Annotated in this window: 20 protein-coding genes and 2 pseudogenes; 2 read left to right on the top strand and 20 right to left on the bottom strand. The window is 64.4% G+C overall.

Annotated elements, in window-relative coordinates; genetic code table 11:
- Positions 1-984 precede the first annotated feature (984 nt).
- The 11 genes and pseudogenes from P9230_RS31150 to uxaC form a co-directional block, all read right to left on the bottom strand.
- Positions 985-1647 carry an SMC-Scp complex subunit ScpB gene (locus P9230_RS31150; RefSeq protein WP_063169436.1) on the bottom strand — a complete coding sequence of 221 codons (663 nt, stop codon included), beginning with the start codon at positions 1645-1647 and terminating at the stop codon, positions 985-987.
- A 2-nt stretch (positions 1648-1649) separates the two neighbouring features.
- Entirely contained in the window at positions 1650-2606 is a 957-nt protein-coding gene (locus P9230_RS31145) for a DUF1403 family protein (protein WP_063169437.1), read from the bottom strand.
- A gap of 767 nt (positions 2607-3373) precedes the next feature.
- A complete protein-coding gene (locus tag P9230_RS31140) occupies positions 3374-3907 on the bottom strand; it encodes a sulfotransferase (RefSeq protein ID WP_176477577.1) in 534 nt (177 codons plus the stop codon).
- A 571-nt stretch (positions 3908-4478) separates the two neighbouring features.
- Positions 4479-6331 (bottom strand): annotated as a pseudogene (gene recQ / locus P9230_RS31135) (DNA helicase RecQ).
- Positions 6332-6562: 231 nt separating this feature from the next.
- Entirely contained in the window at positions 6563-7522 is a 960-nt protein-coding gene (locus P9230_RS31130) for a hypothetical protein (RefSeq protein ID WP_278121657.1), read from the bottom strand.
- The gene (locus P9230_RS31125; protein WP_245322329.1) at positions 7519-8193 is read right to left on the bottom strand and encodes a sulfotransferase; all 675 of its coding nucleotides are present in this window, start codon (positions 8191-8193) and stop codon (positions 7519-7521) included. The genes P9230_RS31130 and P9230_RS31125 overlap by 4 nt, the downstream gene beginning before the upstream one ends.
- 306 nt (positions 8194-8499) lie before the next feature.
- Entirely contained in the window at positions 8500-8829 is a 330-nt protein-coding gene (locus P9230_RS31120; protein WP_095824149.1) for a cupin domain-containing protein, read from the bottom strand.
- A gap of 32 nt (positions 8830-8861) precedes the next feature.
- On the bottom strand, positions 8862-9629 hold the full coding sequence (kduD, locus tag P9230_RS31115) for a 2-dehydro-3-deoxy-D-gluconate 5-dehydrogenase KduD (protein ID WP_095824150.1): 768 nt from the start codon (positions 9627-9629) through the stop codon (positions 8862-8864).
- Positions 9630-9743: 114 nt separating this feature from the next.
- Positions 9744-10517, bottom strand: coding sequence for a FadR/GntR family transcriptional regulator (locus P9230_RS31110; protein ID WP_095799723.1), 774 nt, complete (start codon positions 10515-10517; stop codon positions 9744-9746).
- Between the two features lie 39 nt (positions 10518-10556).
- Positions 10557-10688, bottom strand: coding sequence for a hypothetical protein (locus tag P9230_RS31105; protein WP_278121659.1), 132 nt, complete (start codon positions 10686-10688; stop codon positions 10557-10559).
- Between the two features lie 64 nt (positions 10689-10752).
- A complete protein-coding gene (uxaC, locus tag P9230_RS31100) occupies positions 10753-12156 on the bottom strand; it encodes a glucuronate isomerase (RefSeq protein ID WP_278121653.1) in 1404 nt (467 codons plus the stop codon).
- 181 nt (positions 12157-12337) lie between these two features.
- Between uxaC and P9230_RS31095 the strand changes: the two genes are divergently transcribed.
- Complete coding sequence (locus P9230_RS31095) at positions 12338-13879, top strand: mannitol dehydrogenase family protein (RefSeq protein ID WP_278121651.1); 1542 nt, start codon at positions 12338-12340, stop codon at positions 13877-13879.
- A gap of 35 nt (positions 13880-13914) precedes the next feature.
- On the opposite strand, the pseudogene P9230_RS31090 reads toward P9230_RS31095, so the two are convergent.
- From P9230_RS31090 to P9230_RS31050, 9 genes and pseudogenes are all read right to left on the bottom strand, one after another.
- Positions 13915-14098: pseudogene (locus P9230_RS31090) on the bottom strand (S26 family signal peptidase); the annotation flags it as partial.
- A 188-nt stretch (positions 14099-14286) separates the two neighbouring features.
- Positions 14287-14694 carry a F0F1 ATP synthase subunit epsilon gene (locus P9230_RS31085; protein WP_067001534.1) on the bottom strand — a complete coding sequence of 136 codons (408 nt, stop codon included), beginning with the start codon at positions 14692-14694 and terminating at the stop codon, positions 14287-14289.
- Positions 14695-14792: 98 nt separating this feature from the next.
- A complete protein-coding gene (atpD, locus tag P9230_RS31080) occupies positions 14793-16373 on the bottom strand; it encodes a F0F1 ATP synthase subunit beta (RefSeq protein WP_067002177.1) in 1581 nt (526 codons plus the stop codon).
- 75 nt (positions 16374-16448) lie between these two features.
- Entirely contained in the window at positions 16449-17333 is an 885-nt protein-coding gene (locus tag P9230_RS31075; RefSeq protein WP_095799719.1) for a F0F1 ATP synthase subunit gamma, read from the bottom strand.
- Positions 17334-17367: 34 nt separating this feature from the next.
- Entirely contained in the window at positions 17368-18897 is a 1530-nt protein-coding gene (gene atpA / locus P9230_RS31070; protein ID WP_067001528.1) for a F0F1 ATP synthase subunit alpha, read from the bottom strand.
- A complete protein-coding gene (locus tag P9230_RS31065) occupies positions 18897-19457 on the bottom strand; it encodes a F0F1 ATP synthase subunit delta (protein ID WP_278121650.1) in 561 nt (186 codons plus the stop codon). Before P9230_RS31065 ends, atpA begins: the two co-directional genes overlap by 1 nt.
- A gap of 246 nt (positions 19458-19703) precedes the next feature.
- The gene (locus tag P9230_RS31060; protein ID WP_278121649.1) at positions 19704-20099 is read right to left on the bottom strand and encodes a DUF4345 family protein; all 396 of its coding nucleotides are present in this window, start codon (positions 20097-20099) and stop codon (positions 19704-19706) included.
- Positions 20100-20224: 125 nt separating this feature from the next.
- The gene (locus P9230_RS31055; RefSeq protein WP_278121647.1) at positions 20225-20920 is read right to left on the bottom strand and encodes an aspartate/glutamate racemase family protein; all 696 of its coding nucleotides are present in this window, start codon (positions 20918-20920) and stop codon (positions 20225-20227) included.
- 34 nt (positions 20921-20954) lie between these two features.
- Positions 20955-23138: a primosomal protein N' gene (locus tag P9230_RS31050; RefSeq protein WP_278121645.1), complete on the bottom strand. Its 2184-nt coding sequence runs from the start codon at positions 23136-23138 to the stop codon at positions 20955-20957.
- A 90-nt stretch (positions 23139-23228) separates the two neighbouring features.
- Between P9230_RS31050 and fsa the strand changes: the two genes are divergently transcribed.
- Entirely contained in the window at positions 23229-23885 is a 657-nt protein-coding gene (gene fsa / locus P9230_RS31045; RefSeq protein WP_278121643.1) for a fructose-6-phosphate aldolase, read from the top strand.
- Positions 23886-23912 lie beyond the last annotated feature (27 nt).

Below are 23912 nucleotides of genomic sequence, written 5' to 3'. Positions count from 1 at the left end.
GATGGATGCTGAAGCGTGGTAACTCCAGTCTCCTCGGTCCGGTCCGAATGGACAACCTCTCGAAAGCTCACACCTAGAACTCCTCTTGAAAGCGTATCTAGCTTCAAAGGGCGTGTCGAAACGCGGTCTCCGGCTCGGCTTCGGTCACAAGATCGAGGACATTTACGAAGCCGCAGTGGCCCTAGGAATGCCGCCGATTGGGAACGTGAAGATGATTGCCAACAACCTTGACCTGATGAATTCTCAGCAAGATTTTAGGTACCCGTCGGGGTACAAGCTGAATGTCCCGCCGCCGAGCTTCTGCCGAGAAACGTATAACGCTCTCCACACAGCGATCGAGCCGAGGATCCCCACCGAGGTACTGAAAGCCAACCTCAAATTTCATTGGGATTTTCGGGGGAAGACTGTCATTTGGAAGGACGAATAGCCCGAGGATGATCTTCCCCATCTACGTTGGCGTTCTTATGGCGCTGCTGTCAGCATCCGCCATTGGCGGTGGCGGCAAGGCGATCTTGTTGGGATGGCCGCCTCGCTGACAATGGCCGGGATGGGCACTCGCCGGCTGGCTAGGTTCTTAGCAGGCCATAGCCGGCTGTCTGGTGGAGATCGTCTTTCAGGGCTTTGATCGTCTGTGAAAGGTCGCGAACCTTGTCCATCAGCGTCTGAATGGTCGCCCCGATGGGCTGGATCTTAACGCCTCAATCGTCGCGAGAAGCTCAAGGTAGACGTGGTTCAATTGAACTTTCTCCCTTCGAGAGCTCTCAATGGTGATCGACATGTGCGACCAGGCTCGATCAATTGCCTGTTCGCTTATCCTTCATCGACAAGCGGACGCGTGCCGCCACCTCCCTTCCGTCACGCGAAGGACCCAGCCGGCGAGACCAGACGGCGTGCGTGGCGCAATCTTCTATGTGACGAGCGGCGAGATCGCGTGTGTCCCGCCGTGATGGGATCATCTATTCGTCGAGCGCGGCGCTGGCGCCATCATCGTCGATATCTGCAAACCCTGGGATGATCCAGCAGCTTCTCCTTCGACAGCAGCCCGGCGTCCTCGAGCGCCTCGAAATCCGGCAGCTGGCGCAGCGTGTCGAGCCCGAACTGCGACAGAAAAGTTTTGGTCGTCACATAGGTGTAGGGCGCGCCCGGCTGCGGGCTGCGCGGCCCCGAGGCGACCAGCTGCTCAGCGCGCAGCACGCCGATCAGGTCACGTGACACCTCCTTGCCGAAAAAGCTCGACAGCTCGCCACGGGTGATCGGCTGGAAATAGGCAATGCACATCAAGACAAGCGCCTCCGCCTGCGACAGTTCTTTTGCTCCCTCGCCCGCTGCCGTGCCGAAGGCTGCGTGAATGGCGTCGCCAAAAACCTTTTTGGTCCGGTGCTGCCAGCCGCCGGCGACCGCGACCAGCTCGTAAGGGCGGCCGGCGAGTTCGGCGCGAATGTCGTCGATGATCAGCTCGATATTGCAGTTTTTTCCCACCACCCGCGCGAGGACACTACGTGTCACCGGTTCATTTGCCGCAAAGATCACCGCTTCGACGCGGGCCATCCATTCGCACCAGCGCAGCTCCGGCGGCAGATGTTCCAGTTCGGTGTCGAGCAGCGCCGGCTGATCGTTTGGCTTGCGGCGGGCGGACGCTTCGCTCATCGCTACAGCCCGAACAGCCGGAATGTGGGGCGGCCGGAGAGCTCGCGCACGACCTCCAGTTGCTGCAGCCGTTCGAACAGCCGTCGCGATGCAAAGCGCGACAGATTGTCCGTCGTCAGCGATCCGGACACGGCGTCTTCACTGAGCAGCAGAAAGATTACGTCGCCGGCGCCTTTGGCGCGCAGTTTCGGCGCCACCGCCAGGAGTTTTTCGGCCCGGCGCGACAGCTCGGCGGCCAACCGACAAGCGTCCGCGGCGGCCGCGACGAGCGCGATGCAAACCGCCCGCTCAAAATTCTTGTCCCCGGGCCGGATGCGCCGGCCACCGCCGGCCTCGGTGCGGAAAGATGGTCCAAAACCCTGCGCCATTAGGAGCGGCAGGGGCTGCGGCCAGCCCAGGCGTTGCGCCAGTACCAGGTCGGCGAGCCACCAGCCAAAGACTTCGGCATCGGGACGCATGGCGACGACCTCAGCGGCGATCGCCGCGGCGTCGAATGGCGCCGACCGCTGGGATACCCCGAGTTTTTCGATCTGCGTGCAAAGGTCGGCGAGCGCGGCGCCGTCCCAATGGAGGCCAAGCTGGTCGAGTATCTTCCCGAGCCGGCCGGGCGTAGCGGCGGGCGGCTGCCTGGCCAACTGCCGCCAGGCGCCAAAGACGGCGCCTGCGGGACCGGGGTCAGCACGTAGGGGACGCAAATGCCAGGCATCGCGCAAGGCGGCCGCATCCTCGGCGCGGCCGGCGAGCCGCATGCTGGAGGCGGCGCAGCGAACCGCCAGCCGCTGCCGCCAAGCGCCGGCCCAGGCTGCCTGCGCGCGGGCGAGCGTGTCGAGGGCACCCAGGGCGGCGCCGGCCCGGAAGGCGGCGTCGCCGTCACTCGGCGCGCCGGCGCTTGTGATCGCCCACGCGGGAACGGAGGGCGGCGCAGAGGAGCTGGCGGTCGCGGGATCGAGGCGAATCATAATTTGGAGAGTAAAGTGCCGGTGCGCTTTTCGCCATGATTTTCGTGCCAAAACGCACAGCCTGTCGGATCAGCACAACGACTGATAGTGTTGCATTATCAATCTCTTCACGAGTTCGTCCCTGCTAAGCCATTTGGCCAACAAGTAAGTCTCGACAGGGCACCTTTTTGCGCAGCCGGACGAAACTCCGTTCGGAAATGTGCCGGCTCGCGGCGTAGGAGCCTGCTCAGGTTCAGATGTCATGAAGGCATCTAACGCCCGATCTGCCGCGCAACTTCGGTCCCATATTCATTGCCGACGGGGTATCTGAGGGCGACGTTTTTTGCGGGTTTTTCCTGGTCGGCTTTGGAGGTGATGCTGGCGCCGATTGTCACAGGCTACTTCACTATCTGTTCCTTGACCGATGAGATCTTTTGCGCTGCGGCGCTCCCGTCTTTGCTGTGGGTCACCTTCTGACCCAAGCCCCAACGTACACACGCGGGAGTGTCCTACAAGCCATCGGTTTCGACAGATCGGATGGATTGGGCAGGCGAGCCCAAAAGCTGCGAGCTTAGAGCGGTTATAAATCGTAGTTGTAGCTGTGTAACAAACTGTGTAACAAAAAGCGCGAAAAGACTAGTATTTTCAGTATCATAGAGGTGAAAGGGAATCCCTCCCTCTCCGCCATCCTGCTTCGAGCTGCGCGCTTTCGCAGGACAAGCCTCAAATCCCTTAAGAGCGAGCGAGATAGCCTCCGAAGCCTTGGCGAAGGAGCGCGACAGTCGCCCTCAGCGATATCCGAAATAGGTCATCAGCTCCTGGGCCTCACCTGCCTCGAAACGCGAGGCGAATTCCGCAGGCAGCTTCGATCGCCAGCCGCCCCTGTAGTCGGTGATCGGTTGGTTGACCTGCGTCGAACGGCGAGCCGAATGCGCCGTGCGAACTCTTCTTGCCCTTCCCCAGACGACCGGATGCCGGTGATAGTCCAGGATGGCAGCATCGAAGGCCACATCCATGAAGCGGCATAGCCGTTCGATGGAGAGCGCAGGCGACTCGATAAAGTCCTCGTAGCGCCACAACATGGCCCCGCCCCTCTCGATGCAGAGCATCGAGGCCCTGCTGTCGGCGACCCACCTTTGGAAAGCTCTGTCGAAATCGCCCTCGTAGCGCTGCCCGAGCGATGCCACGACATCACGGCCATCGCGCGTCACCACAATGAAACGAGCGTCCGGGATCGTCTCGCGTATCTGACGGGTGTAATGAATATGCCCGGGGGTTTTCTCGACCCAGACGCTCCGGCGCGAAATCGCCGCCTCAAGCAAAAGCAAGCTTAGCTTAGTCCATCTGGCGCCTTTGTCCGAGACGAAAGCGCTTGTCTCCCGCGGAACACTGAAGACATCCGGATGCGCTGCCAATATCCGGGCGAGCAAGGTCGACCCGGTATGACCGCAACCACAGATGAATATTGAGGCCCTCGGCTTTGGAATAAGCCGTACCACACCCTTGTTCACAATTCTTGTTCCCCCGGAAAGACTTTATTCGAGCTGTTTGCCTCGAAGATTGCAACAGGAATGTTTCCACAGGAACGGCGCGGAACCACCGATCGGCGCCGTTCACATTTCAACGGCTCACCTTCGGCGATGCGCAACGAGCGCCCGCAGGGCCGCGGCACCATCGCCCGAAAATGACCGGCCGAGCATGAGCGCCAGCGTGCACGCTGGTGCGCGAGGCCGGCTTGCAGCCCTTGGACGCTGTGAGAACCATGGTCGGGGGCCATCCAGGGCGCAACTTGAGAGCGGGCGTTGCGCGTCGGCTGCGGGCAATCATCGTTTGAATGCGTGATCCGGTTTGTAGGTTGGGCCGGACGAGCGTGATGCGCCGGCCGATTTTGCCTCAACCTGATCCGCCGGATTGATGCTCCGCAATCGCGCTCAAGAAGACCTCGCCGAATTCCTTGAGCTTGGCTTCGCCGACACCGTTCACCTCGGCGAAGGCTGCGAGGTCGCGCGGGCAGCGCTCGGCCATGGCGATCAGCGTGCGATCGGAGAAAACGACATAGGCCGGGACTTGGCGTTCCTTCGCCAGGCGCAGCCGCAGCGCCTTGAGCGTGGCGAGCAGCGCGGCGTCCAGGTCTTCGGCGTCCGCCGCTGCCTGGGCCGAACGCGCTTGTCGCGCAGGGAACGGTGCCGCGTCTCGACGCGACCCTCGAAGGCGATCTCGCCGCGCCCGAGCGCGCGGCCGCTCTCGGAAATGGCAAGGCCGCCATAGCCGTCCGGGTCCGGCACCAGGTACCCGCCCGCCACAAGCTGGCGGATCAGCGACAGCCACGCGGGTCGCTTGTGCGCCGCGCCGGTGCCGAAGCTGGCAAGCCTTTGATGACCTCGGGCCAGCACTTTCTCGGTCTCGTGGCCGAGCAGGATGTCGACGATGTGCGAGGCCCCGAACCGCTCGCCGGTTTGCGCGACGGCCGAAAGGATGATGCGCGCCTCGATGCTTCCGTCCGCGCGCGGCGCCTGGCTGAGGCAGTTGTTACAATTGCCGCAAGGCGAGGCGCCTTCGCCGAAATAGCCAAGCAGGACCTGGCGCCGGCATTGCGCCGTCTCACAATAGCCGATCAGCGTGTCCAGCCGGCCATGCGAGCGCCGCCTGTGCTCCGGCGAGGCATCCTCGTCGTCGATGAACAGGCGCCGCGTGCGGATGTCGCCGAGGCCGTAGAGCATATGCGCCTCGGCCGGCCGCCCGTCGCGGCCGGCACGGCCGATCTCCTGGTAATAGGCCTCGAGGCTCGCCGGCAGGTCGGTGTGGAAGACATAGGCGACGTCCGGCTTGTCGATGCCCATGCCGAAGGCGATGGTCGCCACCATGACCACGCCGGACAGCGTCATGAAAGCGTTTTGGTTCGCGTCCCGCGCCTCCTTGCTCATGCCGGCATGGTAAGCGAGCGCGGTGACGCCGTTCTTTTCGAGGAAGGCCGCCATCTCCTCTGTCTTCCTGCGCGACAGGCAATAAACGATGCCGCTCTGTCCCGCATGGCGTTCGACGAAACGCAGCAGCTGGCGCTTGCTGTCCTGCTTCGGCTCGATGGCAAGCTTGATGTTCGGCCGGTCGAAGCCCAGCACCAGCGTGTCGACACGCTCGGCAAACAGCCGCGCCGAAATGTCGGTGCGCGTCGTTTCGTCCGCGGTCGCGGTCAGCGCGATCATCGGCACTTTCGGAAAGAGGTCCCGCAGCCGCGCAAGGTCCTCATATTCGCGCCGAAAGGCTGGCCCCCATTGCGAGATGCAATGCGCCTCGTCGACGGCGATCAGCCGGATGTCGAGCCTGGCCAACGCGTCGAGCATCCGCTCGGTCATCAGCCGCTCCGGCGCCAGATAGAGCAGACGCGTCTGGCCCGAGGCGACGCGGCGCCACGCCGCGACATTGGCATCGCGATCGAGCGAGGAGTTGATCGTATCGGCGGCGACGCCGGCGAGCCGCAGCGCCGCGACCTGGTCCTGCATCAGCGCCACCAGCGGCGAGACGACGATGGTGAGCCCGCCAAGGACCAGCGCCGGAACCTGGTAGCAGAGCGACTTGCCGGCGCCGGTCGGCATGACCGCCAGCACGTGGCGGCCGCACAGCAGCGCCTCTATCACCTCGGCCTGACCGGGTCGAAAATCGTCGAAGCCGAACACGTCCTTCAGCACGCGCCGCTTCGGATCGCGCCCCTCCGCCGCAATGCCCGCCACCGATGCCCGCCCCGCCATCGCGTTTTGCATTTGAGAGTGATTCCCGGTTTCGGCTGAGGTCACGTTCTTAAGGCGCGGATCGCCCGAACGCCATCGCAACCCGTGCTGTCCGCCGTTTTTGCCTGCCGGCGCCGCCGTCTCTGCCGGAGGTGTCGGCTCCTCCCTGCGCCGCAACCCGGCGATACCGAGATGGCAGGGCAAGGCGGTCGGCAGTGTCCACTGAGCCGAGGTTAGCAAAGGCAGGGCGCGTTAGACTCCAAGCCGGCTCCATAGATCCGCAATCAATTTTCGCAGCCCGACAGCCCGGAGTTCTCCCGGTCGGATTTCGGCCAGCGCGATGCCGCTCTCGCCCGCAATGGCATAGAGCAGCCAGGTCCGGCCATCCTCCTCGAAAATGGCCGGATCGCGCAGCCCGTTCTCCTTGCTTCTTGCCACGCCCGCCTTGCTGCGGCGAACCGGCAGGCCGGCGCCCTCGTAGTCGGTGCCGGGTCTCAGCAATTCGGTCCTGCCGCGCACGACCCAGCGCCGCCACTCCTTGGAAAGGTCGATGCTGCCGTAAATCACGCGCTCCGGCGCGTCGCCCTTGCGCGTATAATAGACAATCAGCGAATCCCCGTTCTTCTGCACCGCCACATGCCGCGGCCGAACCCGGCTCGAGCCCGGCAGCACGACCGGCCCTTCCTCGAATCCGGAAAGACCATCGATAGATCGGCGAAGCCTGATACTGCCGGTGCCGAAAAGCCCATACCACCAGCCGTCATGCCGAAAGATCCGCGCATAGAACGGCCCTAGCGCCTGGGGGCTGGGGTTGAAGCAAAGGCCGTCGACCGATGTCGCCGCAAAGGTCGTCTGCTCGCGGCCATGTCGCTCGGGGCCGTGAAAATACATGACGATGCGTCGGGTCTGCTCGTCGACATGCACGTCGGGAGAGGCGATGTGATCCCTCAGAAAAGGACATTCGCCAAGCGAAAGCGCGCCGCCCGGGTGAACGCTCCAAGGACCCTGCAGCGTATCTGAATAGGCTAGGCGGATGTGGGTGCCGTTGTGATGCGCGAAATAGAGGTGATACGTTGCGAGCCGGCCGGTCGCCCACGCCGGCATCCTCACCAGCGATGGGCCGTTTATGCTGGCTCCCTCATCGCCCGGCAGCATATCGGGCGTAATCAACGGTCCTCGCCGTTCGGCTGAAAGGCCGAGCATCGACGTCATGCGTTTGCCCACTCCGGCATGTCATAGCCGAACTCGTCACAGAACCCTCTCAGCCGGGCGAGGAAGGCCGGGGGCAGGGCTTTGAGATAGGCAAGGTATTCCTCGTTCCGTTCCCACTTCTTGAGCGATGTTGCCCGTATCGGGTTGCCGGCATCCTCGCTGAAGCGGATACGTGGCCTGAGGTCGAATGCTCGCGCGATCCTCTCCTGGACCTCGTCCGGCCGAGCGATCATGTCCTCGTAGCGGACATAGACGATCGCGCGCTCCGGCTGCGCCTTTCTCAGCCGCAGCAAGGCCTCGTACTCGGCCAGCCAGCGTTCGGAGGTGACATGGAACCGGCGCTCCGCACTGCTTTCCGGATGCGAGCTGGTGAGCACGTCGAAAGGATGGCGAACGCAATAGATCAGGCCAATGGCGGCGGGCAATTTCGCCAGATGCGCATAACCCCGATCCGTGCGCTTGACGACAAGGTTGGTTTCGGAGCGGTCCAACATATCCAGCTGGGTGTATTTCGCTTCGGCTCGATGGACGAAGGTGTCCTCGAAACACCCCATCAGGCGCTGAGTCAGCGTCGTTCCGCTGCGCGCGCAGCCGGCAATGAATATCTTCTTGTAAGGCGCCGAGCGTCCAGCAAACCAAAGCCGCCACAGCCGCTTCACGTCCAGTGCCAAGCGCCGAACCTCTCTTATCGGCCGCCTGATGGCCTTGCGCAAAAAGGCCTCTGATTTTCGTGCGACGTCCATTTCCGACTTCCGCTCCCGCCGGCTTAGTTCATCCGATGCCAAAGCTGCGGCGCGCCGTCTCTTTGGCCGATATGCCGGCAGAGTGCCAGTCCTCTTCGTTAAACCTATCTTCACCATGTTGCGGCACCGTTGTCGTCCTGCGGCAATGTTTGAGTACCGCGGCGGCGCCACCTGCGCCCAGGCAACAAACCCGCGCCTCACGGCGCGGGTTTTTCTTTGGCAACAGGAATATCGCTATAGGAAGTCGGCCCGATAAGGCGCAAAACTGTCGACCAGCCGCCCCGCATCCAGCGCCCTGACGCCGTGCACCAGGTTGGACGGCACGATGAAGCTGCTTCCCGCTGCCAGGATCTCTGACTTGTCGTCGATGGTGACTTCGAAGCGGCCTTCGGCGACATAGCTTGCCTGGACGTGCGGATGCGAATGCAGCGCGCCGAGGCCGCCCTTGTCGAAGGCGAATTCGACCATCATCAGTTCGGCCGTGTGCACCAGCACGCGCCGTCTGTTGCCGTCGGGCGTCGGCTCCCAGGCTTTTTCGCCGGCATGTGAAAAGAGAGGCGTCATCGCTTAGCTTCCGTTCGAAATTGGCAGAATGGTCACCGCGCCAGCCAGCCGCCGTCCACCGGCATCACCGCGCCATGCATGTAGTCCGACGCGGGCGCGAGCAGGAAAACGGCCGCGTCGCCGATGTCGCCCGGCCGGCCCCAGCGCCCCGCGGGAATGCGTCCGAGGATGGCGGCGCTGCGGTCGGGGTCGGCGCGCAAGGCTTCGGTGTTGTTGGTTTCGATATAGCCCGGCGCGATGCCGTTGACGTTTATGCCTTTCGCCGCCCATTCGCAGGCGAGCAGCCTCGTGAGGCCAAGCACACCATGTTTCGAAGCGGTGTAGGAGGCGACGCGGATGCCGCCCTGGAAGCTCAGCACCGAGCCTATGTTGACGATCTTGCCGCGCCGCCCGGGCTCGGCCAGCACGCGTCTGGCAAAACTCTGGCAAAGCCGGAAGACCGCCTTCAAATTGATGTCCATCACCTCGTCCCAGTCGGCTTCGGTCAGATCGACCGCGTCGGCGCGTCGTATGATGCCGGCATTGTTGACCAAGCCGTCGAGCGGTCCCTTCTCGTCCCATATCCGGTCGAGCATGACGGCAGCCGCGGCAGGATCGCCGAGATCGGCGGCCACGGTTTCGAACTGGCCACCAATGGCCGCGATCCCCTCCGCGGTTTCATCCATCGCCGAGCGCCCGACGCCGATGACGGCGCCGCCGGCGCGCGCGACCGACACTGCAATGCCTTGGCCGATGCCGGTGTTGGCGCCGGTGACGAGGATGCGTTTTCCCGCAAGGCTGAAGGCGAAAAGATCGCTCACTTGAGCTGGTCCATCGCCACCTTGTCGACGTCGATATAGTCGACATTGTCGCCAGCCATGGCCCAGATGAAAGCGCCGGTGTGTGTCTGGTCCATCTCTACCTTGCTCGAATGATTATCCGGTCGACGCAGCCGCCACGGACTTTGCGTAATAGGCCTGCCGCGCCTGCAGGCGCTCGCGGTAGCGCTGCTGGCTTGAGGTGAGATGTGCCCGCATCGCCTCGCGCGCGGCTTCGGCGTCGCCCGCCGAAATCGCATTGAGGATCACCAGATGCTCCCGTTGCAGGCCACGCTGGTACTCGTCGGACTGGACGAGCTCGGCCGACCAGGGCGAGGTTACGTCGCAGGGAATGGCGCGGCGGCCGAGCACGTCGAGCATCTCGACATAGAACGGGTTATTGGTGGCGCTGGCGATTGCCCTATGGAAGGCGAGATCCGCCGGACCGGTCGGCTGACTGGCGAGCAGGAGCCGCTCGAACTCGAAGAAAGCCTCCTGGATCGCCGCCTCTTGCGCCGCGTTGCGGCGGATGGCGGCAAGGCCGGCCGATTCGATCTCGATCGCCAGCCGGACCTCGAGCACGTTGAGCGCGATCGAATCCTTGGCGCCCATATCGGCGGCTAAAACGCCGAGCGTGGTGGAGATGTGTTCGGTTACGAAGACGCCGGCGCCCTGCCGCGCCTCGACGAGACCGTCGGCGGCAAGCTTTGCCAGCGCCTCGCGAATGACGGTGCGGCTGACGCCGAAGGTTTCCGTGAGCTGCCCCTCGGTCGGCAGCTTGTGCCCGGGCGGGATCTCGCCCGCCAACAGCTGCTTGCGGATCGCCGCGACCACCGTTTCCGACAGCTTCGGCTTCCGTTCGACCCTGAGATCCGTCGTGGGCCCGGCCACCGTCGCACTCCCCTATCTGAACGCCCTATTTGAGGACGCCTACTTGAAGACACTTGGCAACCACAGCGAGATCGCGGGAATATACGTCACCAGCGCCAGAACCACGATACCCGCGCCGTAGAATGACCAGATCGAGCGCATCGCTTCCCAGACCGTGATCTTGCCGACCATGTTCGACGAAGACGTCCGATTGGATGATGCGGAACTTCATGCCTCTCAAATCCTGGCGACCGGCTCAGAGCCGGTACGCCTTCTTGGCAAGCGTGTAGGCAAGCTCGCGCGCCAGCTCATACGCTTCCTCCTCGCGAAGCCGATGTTCGGCGACGAGCCGCGCCAGGAAGGCGCAGTCGACACGCCGCGCGACGTCGTGGCGCGCCGGGATCGATGGAAAGGCGCGCGTGTCGTCGTTGAAGCCGACCGTATTGTAGAAGCCCGCCGTCTCGGTGGTCATCTCGCGGAAGCGGCGCATGCCTTCCGGGCTGTCGTGGAACCACCAGGCCAGCCCAAGCTTCAGCGCCGGATAGACGCCGGCGAGCGGCGCCAACTCGCGCCCATAGCTCGTCTCGTCGAGCGTGAACAGGATGATCGTCAGGTCTCGCTCCAGCCCGACGCAGTCGAGCAGCGGCTTCAGCGCCGTCACATAATCGGTCCGGGTCGGGATATCGAAGCCCTTGTCTCGGCCGAATTTCTGGAAAACAGCCGGCGAATGATTGCGCCACGACCCGGGATGGATCTGCATCACCAGCCCGTCGTCGCGGCTCATCTTGGCCATCTCGGTCAGCATCTGGGCACGAAACAGTTTTCGCTCGCGCTCGTCCTCCGAGCCGCGGCGGATGCTGTCGAACAGCTCCTGCGCCGCGGTGTCGGAAAGATTGGCGGTGTCGGCGGTCGGATGGCCGTGATCGGACGAGGTGGCGCCGAATTCCTTGAAATAGGCGCGGCGTTTTCGGTGCGCCTCGAGATAGCCGGCCCATGTGCCGGTGTCGCATCCGGTGATTTCGCCCAGGCGATCGAGATTGGCCAGGAAACCTTCGAAGTCGGGATCGACCACGGCGTCCGGCCGATAGGCGGTAACGACACGGCCCTGCCAACCGCTGTCACGGATCATGCGATGCCATTTGAGATCGTCGAGCGCGCCTTCGGTGGTGGCGATCACCTCGATGTTGAAGCGCTCGAACAGCGCCCGCGGCCGATAGTCGGCGCGCTGAAGCATCGCCGCGATCGTGTCGTAGCACCGATCGGCGGTGCTGGCGTTGAGCGGCTCGTCGATGCCGAACAGATGCTCGAACACATGGTCGAGCCAGAGCCGGGTCGGCGTGCCGCGGAAGAGATAGTAATGCTCGGCAAAGCGCCGCCAGATCGTTCGGCCGTCGGTCTCGACCGGTGCACCGTCGAGCGTCGGCACGCCGAGTTCTTCCAACCGAACGCCCTGGCTGAACAGCATGCGGAAGATGTAGTGGTCCGGCACGATCAGGAGCTGCGCCGGGTCGGGAAAGGGTTTGTTGAGCGCATACCAGCGCGGGTCCGTGTGGCGATGCGGGCTGACGATCGGCAGGTCCTTGACCCCTGCATGAAGGGCACGAGCCAGCGTTCGCGTTTCCGGCGCGAACAGCAGGTCCGGATCAGTCAATGCAGCCACTTCGCTCCTCCCAGGCTAACCCATTGGTAGATTGACAAAGAGTAATGTCAACATACAAAAACCAGCTGGTTGTATGATGACTTTTGCATAAAGCCCGGCCATTGTACGGGGCAGCGGCGGGTGCTACGCCGCTGCCGCCATTCCTGCCAGGCTCGACGCGCCGATCGGAGACTTCAAACCAATGAACAGCCGACTGTCGAACGCCACGATCGCGCAGCTGCCGGGCACATTCGCCATACCCCGCTACGATCGCGGCGCCGTGACGCCCGGCATCGTCCATCTCGGCGTCGGCGCCTTCCATCGCGCTCATCAGGCGGCCTATGTCGACGCCTGCCTGGCCGATGGCGATACGGGTTGGGGCATCATTGGCCTCTCGCTGCGCAGTCCCGACACACGCGATGCGCTGTCGCCGCAGGACGGTCTCTACACGCTGGCGGTGAGGGAAAGCGCCGGCGAGCAGTTGCAGATCATCGGCTCGATCCTGTCGTTGCTGGTGGCGCCCGAAGATCCGGACGCTGTGCTTACCGCGCTCACCGATCCGCGCACCCGCATCGTCACGCTGACCATCACCGAAAAGGCCTATCTAAGGGCCGCCGACGGCAGGCTCGACGAAACTCATCCCGACATCGTCCACGATCTGGGAAACCCTGGATCGCCGAAGACGGCGCATGGTTTCCTGGCCGAGGCGCTTGCGCGCCGCTGCGCCGCCGGCACGCCGCCCTTCACGGTGCTGTGCTGCGACAACCTTCCGGCCAACGGCGCCACGCTGCACCGCCTGCTGATCGAGTTCGCGAAACTGCGCGACTTACGGCTCGCTCGACAGGGCGATGCCGGGCTCGCTCGACAGGGCGATGCCGAACTCGCCAGCCATGTCGCCAACGAAGTGGCCTTCCCGTCTTCCATGGTCGACCGCATCGTGCCTGCGACCACCGACGCCGACCGGGCGCGCATCGCCGGCGAGCTTGGTCTCGAGGATGCCTGGCCGGTGATGACCGAGCCGTTCTGCCAATGGGTGATTGAGGATCGTTTCCCAACCGGGCGGCCGGCCTGGGAGAAATTCGGCGTCACCATGGTCGAGCATGTCGGTCCCTTCGAGGACATGAAGCTGAGACTGCTCAACGGCGCGCATTCCGGCATCGCCTATCTAGGGCTGCTCAGCGGCCACGCGACCGTCGACCGCGCCTTCGCCGACCCGTCGATCCGACGGTTTGTCGACGCATTGTGGGCCGAAGCCGTGCCGACGCTGCCCCAGGATGCAGGCCTTGATACCGCCGCCTACACCGCCGAGCTCGCCCAGCGCTTCTCCAACACCGCGCTTGCTCATCGCACCGCGCAAATCGCTAATGATGGCAGCCAGAAGCTGCCGCAGCGCATCGTCGCTTCCGCGCTTGCCCGGCTGGAGGCGGGCCTGCTGCCGGAACATCTGTCGCTGGTTGTCGCCGCCTGGATCGCCGCATGCTCCGCGCGCGGTGGCAGCTTGCCCGAGGGTCATTTCACCGACCCGCTCGACGACGCCCTCAGCAACCTGTTCGGCCGCAATCTGCCGGCGGCAACAATGGCCGAGGCCGTGTTCGACCTCGCCGGCTTTGCCAAAGATCATCCGGAGCGACAGAAATTGATCGAGTTTGTCGCGACGCATCTCGTCCATTTCAAGCAGGGCGGTCCGAAGCTGGCTCTCGCGGCGCTCGGCATCGGCAAGGAACCGCCCCGGCTGGCCGAGTAGCGCGTCTCTGAACCGAGACTACTCGCCCGACTCGTTCACGACCTGCCGTGCGGCAGAGTAGGCCCCGTCCAGAACAGGCGCACTGCCTTGCCAACGAGATTGCCGTACGGCACCGTGCCCGGTGAAGCGGCTGTCGGCCAAATTGTCGCGATTGTCGCCGAGCATGAAATATTCATCAGGCGGCACGACGATTTCCGGCGTGTCGTCGCCTGCCGAACTCGTGTCGGGGTCGATCACCCAAACAAGAAGATAGAGCGGCTCGCCGTTTGCATGAAACCGCAAGACACCCTGACAAGCAGGCGAACTGTCTCCCAAACGAGAAAACGGGCAAACGAGGCAAACAAAAAAGCGGGGCAAGCCCGCGGGGGCAAGCCCGCTCTCTTTCAGTCCATCCTAAGATGCCGCCGTCAGGCCGGCAGCAGCGCGCCTTCCAACGTGGTGAGCTGGCTGAGAAACTGCTCTGCCTTGCTGCGGGCCTCGTCGTCCTTGGCGTCGGCAGCGTCTTCCCTGGCTTCCTGGATACGGCGGGCGAGATCAGCGCGATCGATGTCGCCGACGGCGACCGCCGATTCGGCCAGCAGCGTGCAGCCGGAGGGCAGGATGTCGGCGAAGCCGCCGAACACGACGTAGCGCTCTTCCTTGCCTGCCGCTGTTTTCACCGTGACGACGCCGGGCTTGATCGTGGTCATGACCGGAGCGTGCTGCGCCATCACGGTCATTTCGCCTTCGGCGCCCGGGATGACGACGGACTCGACCTGCTCGGAAACGAGCAGCCGCTCCGGCGAGACCAGTTCGAACTTGAAAGCTTCAGCCATGCCAATCTAACGAGTAGGGAATAGCGAGTAGCGAGTAGTGAAAAACTCGGCCGGCCCACTGATCCCTATTCGCTACTCCCTATTCGCTATTCGCTTCTTTACGCCGCTTCAGCCGCCAGGCGCTGCGCCTTCTCGACCGCTTCCTCGATGCCGCCAACCATGTAGAAGGCCGCTTCCGGCAGGTGGTCGTAGTCGCCGGCGCAAAGGCCCTTGAAGCCCTTGATGGTGTCGGCGAGGTCGACCAGCTTGCCGGGCGAGCCGGTGAACACTTCGGCGACGAAGAACGGCTGCGACAGGAAGCGCTCGATCTTGCGGGCGCGGGCAACGGTCTGCTTGTCCTCTTCCGACAGCTCGTCCATGCCAAGGATGGCGATGATGTCCTGCAGCGACTTGTAGCGCTGCAGGATCGACTGCACCTGGCGGGCGACCTGGTAGTGCTCCTCGCCGACGACCATCGGGTCGAGCATGCGCGAGGTCGAGTCGAGCGGATCAACGGCCGGGTAGATGCCCTTTTCCGAGATCGCGCGGTTGAGCACGGTCGTGGCGTCGAGGTGGGCGAAGGAGGTGGCCGGCGCCGGGTCGGTCAAGTCGTCGGCCGGAACGTAGATGGCCTGCACCGAGGTGATCGAACCCTTGGTCGTGGTCGTGATGCGTTCCTGCAGCGCGCCCATGTCGGTGGCAAGCGTCGGCTGATAGCCCACGGCCGAGGGGATGCGGCCGAGCAGCGCGGACACTTCCGAGCCCGCCTGGGTGAAGCGGAAGATGTTGTCGACGAAGAACAGCACGTCCTGGCCCTGGTCGCGGAAATACTCGGCGACGGTGAGGCCGGTCAGGCCGACGCGGGCGCGCGCGCCCGGCGGCTCGTTCATCTGGCCGTACACCAGCGCGGCCTTGGAACCCTGGCCGCCGCCCTTCTTGTTGACGCCCGATTCGATAAACTCGTGATAGAGGTCGTTGCCTTCGCGGGTGCGTTCGCCGACGCCGGCGAACACCGAGAAACCACCGTGAGCCTTGGCGACGTTGTTGATCAGTTCCTGGATCAGAACGGTCTTGCCGACGCCGGCGCCGCCGAACAGGCCGATCTTGCCGCCTCGGGCGTAAGGCGCCAGCAGGTCGAGGACCTTGATGCCGGTGACCAGGATCTGCGCTTCCGTCGACTGGTCGACATAGGCCGGGGCCGGCTGGTGGATGGCGCGCATTTCGACGGCGTCGACCGGGCCGGCCTCGTCGACCGGTTCGCCGATGACGTTGATGATGCGGCCGAGCATGCCCGGGCCGACCGGCACCGAAATCGGTCCGCCGGTGTCATAGACATCCTGGCCGCGCACGAGACCTTCGGTCGAGTCCATGGCGATGCAGCGCACGGTGTTCTCGCCGAGATGCTGGGCGACTTCGAGGACGAGGCGGTTGCCGACATTGTCGGTTTCCAGCGCATTCAGAATGGCCGGGAGATGATCTTCGAACTGGACGTCGACGACGGCGCCGATGACCTGGCGCACCTTGCCGGCGGCGCCGACCCGCTTCGCCGCAACGCTGGCCGCCTTCGCCGGAGCCGCTGCCTTGGCCGGAGCGGCCGCCTTCTTGGCCGGAGCGGCATTCGCGGCTGCTGCCGGAGCCTTTGCCGCCTTGGGGGCCGGTGCCGCCTTGGCGGCGGTCTTCGGGGTAGCTGCTTTCGCCATCGTCTTTGCCCTTTTCGTCTGTCTGTTGCTCACGCCTTCTGCCGCGAGGTCGATTGCCTCGGCGGCGGGGCGCGCCTAGAGCGCCTCGGCGCCCGAAATGATTTCGATGAGTTCCTTGGTGATCTGCGCCTGCCGCTGGCGATTGTAGGTGATCGACAGCCTGTTGATCATGTCGCCGGCGTTGCGCGTCGCATTGTCCATCGCGCTCATCTTGGCGCCCATCTCGCCAGCCGCGTTTTCCAGCAGCGCGCGGAAGATCTGCACCGCGATGTTGCGCGGGATGAGGTCGGAGAGGATCTCGCCCGGCTCCGGCTCGTATTCGTAGACGGCCGTGGCGCCGTTGCTCGTCTCGGCAGCGGCGGAAGCCGGGGCCGCCGGGATGATCTGCTGCGCCGTCGGAATCTGGCTGATCACCGACTTGAATTGCGAGTAGAACAAGGTGCAGACGTCGAAGCCGCCCTGATTGAACAGGTTGATCACCTTGCGCGCAATCGCATCGGCATTGACGAAGCCGAGCGTCTTGACCTCGCGCAGGTCGACGCGCTCGAGGATCAGCGAGCCGTACTCGCGGCGCAGGATGTCAAAACCCTTCTTGCCGACGCAGATGATCTTGACCTGCTTGCCGTCGGCGAGAAGCTTACGAATATGCTCGCGGGCCAGGCGCGCGATCTGGGAATTGAAGCCGCCGCACAGGCCGCGCTCGGCGGTGCAGACGACGAGCAGATGCACGTCGTCCCTGCCGGTGCCCGTCATCAGCGCCGGGGCATCGCCGCCGCCGCCGATCGCCTGGGTGATGTTGGCCAGCACAGCCCCCATCCGCTCGGAATAGGGACGCGCCGCTTCCGCCGCTTCCTGCGCGCGACGCAGCTTCGCCGCGGCGACCATCTGCATCGCCTTGGTGATCTTCTGCGTCGCCTTGACCGAGGCGATACGGTTACGAAGGTCTTTTAATGAAGGCATGCTTCAAACCTGATCCCGTGCGTCCGGCTGGTCGTTAAGCGAAGGTCTTGGCGAAGGCGTCGATCTCGGCCTTGAGCTTGCCGCGCAAGTCGTCCGACAGCGCCTTCTCCTTGCGGATGCCGTCGAGCACGTCCTTGCCGGCCGAGCGCATGTGGCTGAGCAGGCCATGCTCGAACTTGCCGACCTGGTTCAGCGCCAGTTTGTCGAGATAGCCATTGACGCCGGCGAAGATCACCGCGACCTGCTCTTCGGTCTTGAGCGGCGAGAACTGTGGCTGCTTCAGGAGCTCCGTCAGGCGCGAACCGCGATTGAGCAGACGCTGGGTGGCGGCGTCGAGGTCGGAGCCGAACTGCGCGAAGGCCGCCATTTCGCGGTACTGCGCGAGCTCGCCCTTGATCGAGCCGGCGACCTGCTTCATCGCCTTGACCTGCGCCGAGGAGCCGACGCGCGACACCGACAGACCGACGTTCACCGCCGGGCGGATGCCCTGGAAGAAGAGGTTGGTCTCGAGGAAGATCTGGCCGTCGGTGATCGAGATCACGTTGGTCGGGATGTAGGCCGACACGTCGTTGGCCTGCGTCTCGATGATGGGCAGCGCGGTCAGCGAGCCGTTGCCATTATCGTCATTGAGCTTCGCGGCGCGCTCCAGCAGGCGCGAATGCAGGTAGAACACGTCGCCCGGATAGGCTTCGCGGCCCGGCGGGCGGCGCAACAGCAGCGACATCTGGCGGTAGGCGACGGCCTGCTTCGACAGGTCGTCATAGCTAATGAGGGCATGCATGCCGTTGTCGCGGAAATATTCGCCCATGGTGCAGCCAGCGAACGGCGCCAGGAACTGCATCGGCGCCGGATCCGACGCGGTCGCGGCGATGATGATGGAGTAGTCGAGCGCGCCGCGCTCCTCCAGCACCTTGACGAACTGCGCGACGGTCGAGCGCTTCTGGCCGACGGCGACGTAGACGCAGTAGAGCTTCTCCTTCTCCGGGCCGTTGTCGTGCACCGACTTCTGGTTCAGCATCGTGTCGAGGATGATGGCGGTCTTGCCGGTCTGACGGTCGCCGATGACCAGTTCGCGCTGGCCGCGGCCGACCGGGATCAGCGCGTCGATGGCCTTGAGGCCGGTCGACATCGGCTCATGCACCGACTTGCGCGGAATGATGCCGGGCGCCTTGACGTCGACGCGGCGGCGTTCGGTCGCCTGGATCGGGCCCTTGCCGTCGATCGGATTGCCGAGCGCGTCGACCACGCGGCCGAGCAGGCCGGGACCGACCGGAACGTCGACGATGGCGCCGGTGCGCTTGACGGTGTCGCCTTCCTTGATGTCGCGGTCGTTGCCGAAGATGACGACGCCGACATTGTCGGCTTCGAGGTTCAGCGCCATGCCGCGGATGCCGCCCGGGAATTCGACCATCTCGCCGGCCTGGACGTTGTCGAGCCCGTAGACGCGGGCAATGCCGTCACCGACGGACAGAACCTGGCCGACTTCGGAGACCTCGGCCTCCTTGCCGAAATTCTTGATCTGGTCTTTCAGAATTGCGGAAATTTCCGCGGCGCGGATGTCCATCAGCCGACCTCTTTCAGTGCAAGCTTGAGCGAATTGAGTTTGGTTTTGAGCGACGTATCGATCTGGCGCGAGCCCATCTTGACGATCAAGCCGCCGAGCAGCGACGGGTCGACGGTCATGGCGATGGCCACATCCTTGCCGGCGATGCCGGTCAGCGTCGCCTTGAGTTCGGCCTGCTGCGCATCCGTCAGCGCATGCGCGGAGGTGACTTCGGCGGACGCCTCGCCACGGTGGTCGGCGGCAATCTGGCGGAACGCCTTGATCATGCCGGGCACGGCGAACAGGCGGCGGTTGCGGGCGACGACGCGCAGGAAATTGCCGACGAGGCCGGTGATGTTGGCTCTAGAGATGATCGCGCCGATCGCCTTGGCCTGATCGTCGCTGGAGAACACCGGGCTGTTGATGAGCCGGGCAAGGTCGGCGCTGCCATTGAGCATCGCCTCGAAATCGTTGAGGTCAGCCTCGACCTGGGCGACCGAATTTTCCTGCAGCGCGAGCTCGAACAGCGAGCTTGCATAGCGCTCTGCGACAGTTGAGATTGGCGATGACGATTGGGCCACGGACCGTCTTTTCTCTTGTCTGACAGGCCGCAGATTGTTGGCGCGAGCGAAAACTCTGGCTAAATCTTTGACCTTACTGCGATTTTTCCAAGCACGGAGGGATGGCTTCCGCTATCCCCGGCCGAAAGTCGATTGCCGTCTAGCACAGGCCTTTTGAGACCGCAATGCATCGTCCGGCATGGTTTCAGGCACTTTTGTCGCATCAGGCGGCGAAGGCCGAGCCTGAGCGGCGGATTAGCCACGAATTCACGGTACGAAGCCGAAGGCGAAGGCAAGCGGCAGCGCCGCCAGGGCCAATTCAATCACGATGGAAGCCCAGTTGAAAGGTGTATTGGCGCCGTCCGACATCATCGACAAAAGCCGACCGAAAGCGGTGAACAGCCATGAGAAGCCGAGCGCCATATAGAGCAGCGGCTGTGCGAGCAGGATGCAGCACAGGCTGACGCCGAGATAGAAGCCCGACATGCGGCCGCGCCCTTCGGCGATCGCCGCCGCTTTCTCCGGCTTTGCCTGCAGGCGCAGGATGCGGAAGGCGAGATTCGGCGCCAGGAAGAGCACGAGACCGATGAGCAGCGTCACGACGGCGCTCGACCATGCCAGCCACTCGCCCTGGCTCGCCGGCCACGGAAACGCGAACTCCATCTGATCCCCCTCGTAAAGTCTTGTTCTGAAATTGCCGGCATTCTAGCCGAGGAAAATCCGCGCGCCAGATGGCGGCCGGCACATTTGAGAAGACGCAAGAGAAGAAGCGTCAGAAGAGCGCCCTTTCAGGACAATGCGAACTCGATCGCTGCCTCGGCATGGATGCGCGTGGTGTCGAACACCGGCATGTCGAAATCGCCCTGGCCGATCAGCATGGTGATCTCGGTGCAGCCCATGATGAGGCCGTCGATCTTTTCGTCGCGCCGCAGACGGCCGACTTCCTCGACATAGGCGGACTTCGAGTCGGCTTTGACGACTCCCTGGCAGAGCTCATCATAGATAAGCCGGTGCACCATGTCGCGGCCGGCCCGGCCGGGCACGACCGGCTGCAGGCCGTATTTGTCGGCGAGCCGCCCTTTATAGAAATCCTGTTCCATGGTGAAGCGCGTCGCGAGCAGCGCCGGGCGCTTCACGCCTGCAGCGACAACAGCGTGTCCAGTTGCGTCGGCGATATGGAGAAGCGGAATCGAGATGGCCGCCTGCACCGTGTCGGCGAGTTTGTGCATCGTGTTGGTGCAAATCATCAGGCCCTCGGCGCCGCCGGCCTCCAGCTTGCGCGCTGCTTTTACCAGAAGGAGACCGGCGCCGTCCCAGTCGCCGGCATGCTGGCGTTCGGCGATCTCGGCGAAGTCGAACGACCAGAGCAACAGCTTCGCCGAATGCAGCCCGCCCAGCCGCTCGCGCACGATCTCGTTGAGCAGTCGGTAGTAGATTGCCGTCGATTCCCAGCTCATGCCGCCGATAAGGCCGAGGGTTTTCATAAAGCGAGCACTCCGTTGGGGCTGTCTTTCTCGCTTATAGGAAGCTCTGCGGGTCGATGTCGACCTGCACCCTGGCGGAGCCGCGCAGCTTCGGCCCATCCGCCAGCATGGCTCGAATAAAGCCCTGCATGTCGGCGCGCCGCTCGCCTTGCACCAGCAACCGAAAGCGGTGGCGGCCGCCGATCAGCGACAGCGGCGCCTCGGCCGGTCCGAGCACGAAGAGATCGGAGGCTGTAGGTGCCGCGCGCCGCAAGCCCCGCGCATGGGTTTCGGCCTCGGCGCGTGTCGCCGCACTGACGATGATGCCGGCGAGCCGGCCGAACGGTGGCAGTACGGCCCGCTCCCGCTCGGCGATTTCGCGCTCGTAAAAGGCTTCCGAATCGCCGGAGACGATCGCCCGCATCACCGGATGGTCGGGCTGGTAGGTCTGCAGCAGGCCGAGGCTCTTCTTGCCGGTGCGGCCCGCGCGCCCGGTCACCTGGCTGAGCAGCTGGAAGGTGCGCTCGGCGGCGCGCGGATCGCCATTGGCGAGGCCGAGATCGGCGTCGACCACGCCGACCAGCGTCATGCCGGGGAAGTTGTGACCCTTGGCGACGAGCTGCGTGCCGATGACGATAGCGGCCTCGCCATTGGCGACGGCCTCAAGCTCGAGCCGCAGCCGGCGCACGCCGCCCAAGAGATCGGACGACAACACGATCGTGCGGGCTTCCGGGAAATGCGCCACCACTTCCTCGGCGATGCGCTCGACGCCCGGCCCGCAGGCGACCAGATGATCGAGCGTGCCGCATTCCGGGCAAGCTTCCGGCCGCCGCTCATTGTGGCCGCAATGGTGGCAAACGAGCTGGCCGCGAAAGCGATGCTCGACCAGCCAGGCCGAGCAGACCGGGCAGCCGAAGCGATGGCCGCAGACGCGGCAGAGCGTCAGCGGCGCATAGCCGCGCCGGTTGAGGAAGAGCAGCGACTGCTCTTGTCTCTCCAGCGTGCGCTCCATCTGCTCCAGAAGGAGAGGCGACAGAAAACCGCCGCGCGCCGGCGGCGATCGCCGCATGTCGATCGATTTCAGGTCGGGGAGCGCCGCCTCGGCAAAACGCGCCGACAGCACCGCGCGCTGATAGCGGCCCTGGCTGGCGTTGACGCGGCTCTCGACCGACGGCGTCGCCGAGGCGAGCACGACCGGGAAAGCGCCGATATGGCCGCGCACCACCGCCATGTCGCGCGCATTATAGAAGACGCGGTCTTCCTGCTTGTAGGCCGGGTCATGCTCCTCGTCGACGACGATCAGGCCTAGCTCCTTGAACGGCAAGAGCAGCGCCGAGCGCGCCCCGGCGACGACGCGCACGCCGCCCTCCGCCGCCTGCCGCCAGACGCGTTCGCGCATCCGGGGCGGCAGGTCCGAATGCCACTCCGCCGGCTTGGCGCCGAAGCGGTCCTGGAAGCGTTCGAGGAAAGCGTGCGTCAGCGCGATCTCCGGCAGCAGGATCAGCACCTGCTTGCCCTTGTCGAGCGCCGCCGCCACCGCCTCGAAATAGACTTCCGTCTTGCCCGATCCGGTGACGCCGTCGAGCAGGGTGACGTTGAAGGCGTCGGCGGCGATCGCCGCGCGCAGCTTCTCGGCCGCCGCCTTCTGGTCCGGCATCAATTCCGGCACAGCATGGCCGGGATCGGGTGCGGCGACCACCGGCCTTGGCGGGATCATCACCGTCTCGAACACGCCTTGTGCCCTCAAGCCATCGATGACGGTCGAGGAGACACCCGCCGCATGGGCGAGACCGGAGCGCGTCCAGGCAAGCCCGCCTTCGGCCGTCTCCAGCACGCGGCGTCGCGCGTCGGTCAATCGGTCGGGCTCGGCAAGCGTGCGCTGCAGGCCTTCGATCCACGGCTCCGGGTCGAAAGCTTCCGGCGCCCTCAACAACATCCGCGCCACCATGCCGGGCGCCGACAGCGTGTATTGGGCGATCCAGTCGACGAAACGGCGCATGGCCTTGTCGATCGGCGGGCAGTCGAAGACCTCCTCGATCGGCCGCAGCTTTTTCGGATCGACGGATTCGACGACGGCGTCCCAGACGATGCCGGCGACCTGCCGCGGCCCTAGCGGCACGCGCACGATCGAGCCCGGCACCACGCGCATGCCTGGCGGCACGGCATAAGTGTAGGGCCGTTCGGCCGGCATCGGCACCAGCACCGGCGCGGCCGCGACAAAGGGCGAATCTTCGATCATCGGGCGTGACCTTGCCCCGACTTTGCTCTAGATCAAAGGGGACCCCCGCATCTGCCTGGCCGGCGTCAGGCAATCCCCAAGGAGACAGCCATGAAGTTTTTTGTCGACACCGCTGACATCAAGGAAATTAAGGAGCTGCACGATCTGGGGCTGCTCGATGGCGTCACCACCAACCCGTCGCTGATCCTGAAATCGGGCGGCAAGATCGCCGAGGTCACCAAGCAGATCTGCGACATTGTCGAAGGCCCGGTCTCGGCCGAGGTCGTGGCGACCGAGTACAAGGACATGATGGCCGAGGCCGAGGTGCTGGCCAAGATCGCGCCGAATGTGGCCATCAAGGTGCCGCTGACGCTGGATGGGCTAAGGGCCTGCAAGACGATCCGCACCGAGATGAACCGCATGGTCAACGTCACGCTCTGCTTCTCGGCCAACCAGGCGCTGCTTGCCGCCAAGGCCGGCGCCTCCTTCATCTCGCCCTTCGTCGGCCGCATCGACGACACCGGCTCGGACGGCATGGAGCTGATCTCGGAAATCCGCACCATCTACGACAATTACGATTTCAAGACCGAGATCCTGACCGCTTCCGTGCGTACGGTGAACCACGTCAAGCAGGCGGCTTTGATCGGCGCCGATATCGTGACCGCGCCGCCGGCGACGTTGAAGGCGCTGGTCAACCATCCGCTCACCGACAAGGGCCTCGCCGCCTTCCTCGCCGACTGGGCCAAGACCGGCCAGAAGATTGGCTGAGGCCGGAGAGCAGACAACAAAAGGCCG

The sequence above is a fragment of the Mesorhizobium sp. WSM4887 genome, assembly GCF_029625865.1.
GTDB lineage: Bacteria > Pseudomonadota > Alphaproteobacteria > Rhizobiales > Rhizobiaceae > Mesorhizobium.
This window is presented reverse-complemented; position numbering and strand designations above follow the sequence as displayed.

Excerpts from the sequence above, each read along its gene's own strand:
- P9230_RS31150 (WP_063169436.1), bottom strand. The coding sequence starts at position 1,647 with ATGAGCGAAGCGTCCGCCCGCCGCAAGCCAAACGATCAGCCGGCGCTG.
- P9230_RS31145 (WP_063169437.1), bottom strand. The coding sequence starts at position 2,606 with ATGATTCGCCTCGATCCCGCGACCGCCAGCTCCTCTGCGCCGCCCTCC.
- P9230_RS31130 (WP_278121657.1), bottom strand. The coding sequence starts at position 7,522 with ATGACGTCGATGCTCGGCCTTTCAGCCGAACGGCGAGGACCGTTGATT.
- P9230_RS31120 (WP_095824149.1), bottom strand. The coding sequence starts at position 8,829 with ATGACGCCTCTCTTTTCACATGCCGGCGAAAAAGCCTGGGAGCCGACG.
- P9230_RS31105 (WP_278121659.1), bottom strand. The coding sequence starts at position 10,688 with ATGGTCGGCAAGATCACGGTCTGGGAAGCGATGCGCTCGATCTGGTCA.
- P9230_RS31095 (WP_278121651.1), top strand. The coding sequence starts at position 12,338 with ATGAACAGCCGACTGTCGAACGCCACGATCGCGCAGCTGCCGGGCACA.
- P9230_RS31085 (WP_067001534.1), bottom strand. The coding sequence starts at position 14,694 with ATGGCTGAAGCTTTCAAGTTCGAACTGGTCTCGCCGGAGCGGCTGCTC.
- atpD (WP_067002177.1), bottom strand. The coding sequence starts at position 16,373 with ATGGCGAAAGCAGCTACCCCGAAGACCGCCGCCAAGGCGGCACCGGCC.
- P9230_RS31075 (WP_095799719.1), bottom strand. The coding sequence starts at position 17,333 with ATGCCTTCATTAAAAGACCTTCGTAACCGTATCGCCTCGGTCAAGGCG.
- atpA (WP_067001528.1), bottom strand. The coding sequence starts at position 18,897 with ATGGACATCCGCGCCGCGGAAATTTCCGCAATTCTGAAAGACCAGATC.
- P9230_RS31060 (WP_278121649.1), bottom strand. The coding sequence starts at position 20,099 with ATGGAGTTCGCGTTTCCGTGGCCGGCGAGCCAGGGCGAGTGGCTGGCA.
- P9230_RS31055 (WP_278121647.1), bottom strand. The coding sequence starts at position 20,920 with ATGAAAACCCTCGGCCTTATCGGCGGCATGAGCTGGGAATCGACGGCA.
- P9230_RS31050 (WP_278121645.1), bottom strand. The coding sequence starts at position 23,138 with ATGATCGAAGATTCGCCCTTTGTCGCGGCCGCGCCGGTGCTGGTGCCG.
- fsa (WP_278121643.1), top strand. The coding sequence starts at position 23,229 with ATGAAGTTTTTTGTCGACACCGCTGACATCAAGGAAATTAAGGAGCTG.